Source organism: Candidatus Obscuribacterales bacterium, assembly GCA_036703605.1.
In the GTDB taxonomy this organism is placed as follows: domain Bacteria; phylum Cyanobacteriota; class Cyanobacteriia; order RECH01; family RECH01; genus RECH01.
The window spans coordinates 1-3,873 of record DATNRH010001013.1 but is presented as its reverse complement, the minus strand read 5'-3'; the positions used below and the strand labels follow the sequence as shown (position 1 = coordinate 3,873).

2 protein-coding genes and 1 pseudogene are annotated in these 3,873 nt (G+C 54.4%); 1 reads left to right on the top strand and 2 read right to left on the bottom strand.

Features of this window, described 5'->3' with window-relative positions; all coding sequences use genetic code 11:
- The first annotated feature begins 210 nt into the window (after nt 1-210).
- Nucleotides 211-435: a hypothetical protein gene (locus tag V6D20_20700; GenBank protein HEY9818199.1), complete on the top strand. Its 225-nt coding sequence runs from the start codon at nt 211-213 to the stop codon at nt 433-435.
- A gap of 132 nt (nt 436-567) precedes the next feature.
- On the opposite strand, the pseudogene V6D20_20695 reads toward V6D20_20700, so the two are convergent.
- Both V6D20_20695 and dnaK read right to left on the bottom strand, forming a co-directional pair.
- Nucleotides 568-1,464: pseudogene (locus V6D20_20695) on the bottom strand (J domain-containing protein).
- Between the two features lie 101 nt (nt 1,465-1,565).
- Nucleotides 1,566-3,873: molecular chaperone DnaK (gene dnaK / locus V6D20_20690; protein ID HEY9818198.1), on the bottom strand; the 2,308-nt coding region annotated here is incomplete at its 5' end.

Sequence of the window (3,873 nt, the reverse complement as noted above, 5' to 3'; positions counted from 1 at the left end):
ACTAAAGTTTATGCTTAGCCATGAACCGCAACGATTCCGTTACAGGATTTGACTCAAGATTTAGCTCAAATTGCCCCAAATCTGACGGGTTTTGGGTATTCTGAGGGAATGTTAGTGATCTAAGCGCTGCCGCGGCTCAGAGATGTTTGCCCCAGAGCAACAGCCCTAGCCGCCCGTTAACGCGCCTATCCTCATTTAGAGGTTTGTCCCATGATTGGACTTAGCCTGATTGCCCTAGGCTTAGCGATCGCCTCCTTCTACGTTGGCACCCACCTTGCGGAAGAAGCAGAAGGCATTACTCTGCTAGCCTTACTCGTTGCCCTCTTCTGTCTCTTTGTGAGCCTATTCTTGACCCCGTGGTTCATCAAGCTAGTGCTGATTGGCTTGCTGCTCATGAGCGGCACATCCGCAATAAAAATCCCATCCCGCCACTAGCAGGTTCGGGTTGACTAGCTATCTGCATAAGCCTTACAAGAAAAAATGCCCCCGAGGGTTAAAGGTTTCAAGCTGCCGCAGTTTCTCGTAGAGTTCCCGTTCATGGGTGGTGAGTTCCTTCGGCAGAGCCAGAACAATCTCCACAATTTGATCGCCCCGCTGCCCCTCAATGGGGTATCCCTTACCCGCCAAGCGTAACTTTTGTCCTGGCTGCACCCCCACCGGAATAGACATTTTCACCGGGCCATCTAGGGTTGGAACCTCCACAGCCGCACCAAGAATCGCCTCACTGGGCGTCACCGGTACCTTGCAGTAGATATCCGCTCCCTCGATGCTAAAAAAAGCATGGGGAGCAAGGGTGATTTTTAGATAGAGATCGCCTCCTTGGGATCCCTGCCCCTTGAGGCGAATCCGCTGTCCATTCACCATGGCCGCCGGCATATTCACCTCTAGCGATCGCCCATCTTCTAGACGAATGCGCTCCCGTCCACCCGCGTAGGCCGTTTCGAGGGGCACCGTCAGGCGGGCCTCTGTATCCCGAGCACGGGGGGAAGGATTGGCTGCTGCAGATTTAGGCGCTGGCGATCGCCGAGGTGCTGTGCCAGCAGGCGTTGGCCGCGGGGGGGCTGCAGTGGAAGCTGCCGGACGGGGAGAGGCTGAGCGAGGCGCAGTGGTGCGAGCAACCGTTTCCTCCCGGCGATTCAGCAATTGATCGACAAAGCTATTAAAGTCTGGGAAATCACTAAAGTTGATATCATCGGCCGTACCTCGGCCACTCCGGGCTTTTCGCTGGAATCCAGGCTGCTTCCAATATTGACTGAAGCGATCGTACTGTTCTCGGCGACTGACGTCTGACAACACCTCATAGGCCTCACCGAGATCTTTAAACGTTTCCTCCGCCGCCTTATCCCCCGGATTCATGTCTGGGTGATATTTGCGGGCCAAGGCACGAAATGCCTTTTTGATATCGTCAAGCGTAGCGTCCCGAGGAACTCCCAAGATTTGATAGTAGTTCCGGAAGTTTTGCATAGAGGCGTTGGGCACGGCAAATGAATCAGAGCGTTATGTGAACGAGATGAAGGTATCAAAAGAAAGGTCTAGAGGATAGGCGATCGCCCCTCAGCAGCACCTTAGAGCCATTCATCCTCATCGCCCCACTCTTCATCGTCAGAATAGCGGGGGGTGCGGCGATTGTCATAGTCGTTAGGCGGTGATGCAGGCGATCGCTCTCCTCGCGGGCGACCCAAGGGGGGACGAGCCGCATAGGGATCGGAGGGAGCAGCCGGGCGGCGATCGCTATAGGGATCCCGAGGAGGACGATCATTGTAGGGGTCTTTGCTATACGAATCCCTGCTAGGACGATCACTATAGGGATCCCGAGGAGGACGCGCATTATAGGGATCCTGGGTATAGGGATCCTGGGGAGGGCGTGCATCGTAGGGATCGTTGCTGTAGGGATCTCGGGGAGGACGCGCATTATAGGAATCTTGGGCATAGGTATCCCGACTAGGCGCATCTTGCCGATAGTCATAGGACTGATAGGGATCACGGCGACCGGCATCAAATCGCGACGGCTCTGCCCGATAAGGATCACGATTCGGCTGATAGGGATCCTGAGTATAGGGATCACGCTGATAGGGATCCTGGTAAGGAGAACGCTTATAAGGATCCTGAGCATAGGGATCGCGATCGTAGGGATCCCTACGGCGATCGTAATAATCATACTCATCATCGTCTTTGCCCAGATTGGCAATTGTGCGACGGATGGATCCAAAGAAGTCGTCTTCCTCTTCTTCCTCCTTGGCAAATTGGTAAGCTTCCTGGCGCAGATCGTAGAGAGCATCCTGCAGTTCCGACTGGGTCATATCAATACCCCGGTCATCCTTGCGATCCAGGCAATCCCGCAGATCCTGCACCAATCGCTCAATACGACGGCGATAGCTGCCGGCAAACTGCATTCCAAAGTCTAGGGCCACTTCACGTAACAAGCGTTCAGCCTGAAATGTCAGGGCTTCAGCTTTCGTGCGTTTCTCGATTCGTTCTCGCTTCGCCCGATCTTCATCAGCAAACTGCTCCGCCTCCTGAATCATACGGTTGACTTCCTCCTCACTCAGAGTGGAAGCGCCCTGAATGGTGACGCCCTGTTCTCGACCAGTGGTTTTATCGAGGGCGGTCACCTGAAGAATACCGTTAGCATCGATATCCAGAGACACGAGAATTTGCGGCACACCGCGCGGCGCTGGGGGAATGCCCATGAGCTTAAAGCGGCCTAGGGATTTGTTGTCTGCCACCATTTCCCGCTCTCCTTGGAGAACATGCACCTCCACCAAGGTTTGGTTATTTTCCGCCGTGGAAAACACATCCGATCGCCGTACGGGAATGGTGGTATTGCGCGGAATCAGTTTTTTCATGACGCCGCCAATGGTTTCCAGACCAATAGACAACGGCGTCACGTCCAGCAGCAAAATGTCTTGAATATCTTGGTTGAGGATACCGGCTTGAATCGCCGCGCCCACCGCCACCACTTCATCAGGATTCACCGTTTGATTCGGCTCTAGGTCAATCAGCGATCGCACCAACCGCTGCACCATCGGCATTCGACTACCGCCACCCACCAGAATGACTTCATCAATTTGGCTCGGCGGCAGTCCTGAATCAGCGATCGCTTGTTTAACAGGAAGCTGTAAGCGGCTGATCAAGTCACCACAAAGTCCTTCAAATTGCGATCGCGTGAGCCGAGTCTCAAGATGCTTGGGGCCATCCGGCGTAGCCGTGATAAACGGTAGATTAATTTCCGTATTGGTAACCCCAGATAGCTCAATTTTAGCCTTCTCCGCTGCCTCCATCAGTCGCTGCAGGGCTTGGCGATCGCGCCGTAGATCAATGCCTTCTGCTTCCAGAAACTGCTCCGCTAGCCAATCGACAATTTTGCGGTCAAAGTCACTGCCGCCCAACTGAGTATCGCCGCTAGTGGCCTTAACCTCAAAGACGCCATCGCTGATGTCCAGCACAGACACATCAAAGGTACCGCCACCCAAGTCAAACACCAAGATCCGCTGGCTGTCTCGGCGATCTAACCCATAGGACAAAGCAGCTGCGGTCGGTTCATTAATAATCCGCTTCACTTCTAACCCAGCAATCCGCCCCGCATCGCGGGTAGCCTGCCGCTGGGCATCGTTGAAATAGGCTGGCACCGTAATCACCGCGCCCGTCACCGTTTCACCCAGGTAGCGACTAGCTTCATCCACCAGCTTGCGTAGGACCATGGCCGAAATTTCTTCCGGGGCGAATTCTTTTTGCAAGCGCGGACATTGCACCTTCACGTTACCCACCTCATCTCGCCGAATGGTGTAGGGTACCCGCCTCGACTCCGGAGGCAATTCGCTATAGCGCCGACCGATGTAGCGCTTGATGCCATAGAAAGTATTCTGAGGATTT

What these genes read in the sequence shown, in the direction of transcription:
- V6D20_20700 (HEY9818199.1), top strand. Translation starts at nt 211, where the DNA reads ATGATTGGACTTAGCCTGATTGCCCTAGGCTTAGCGATCGCCTCCTTC.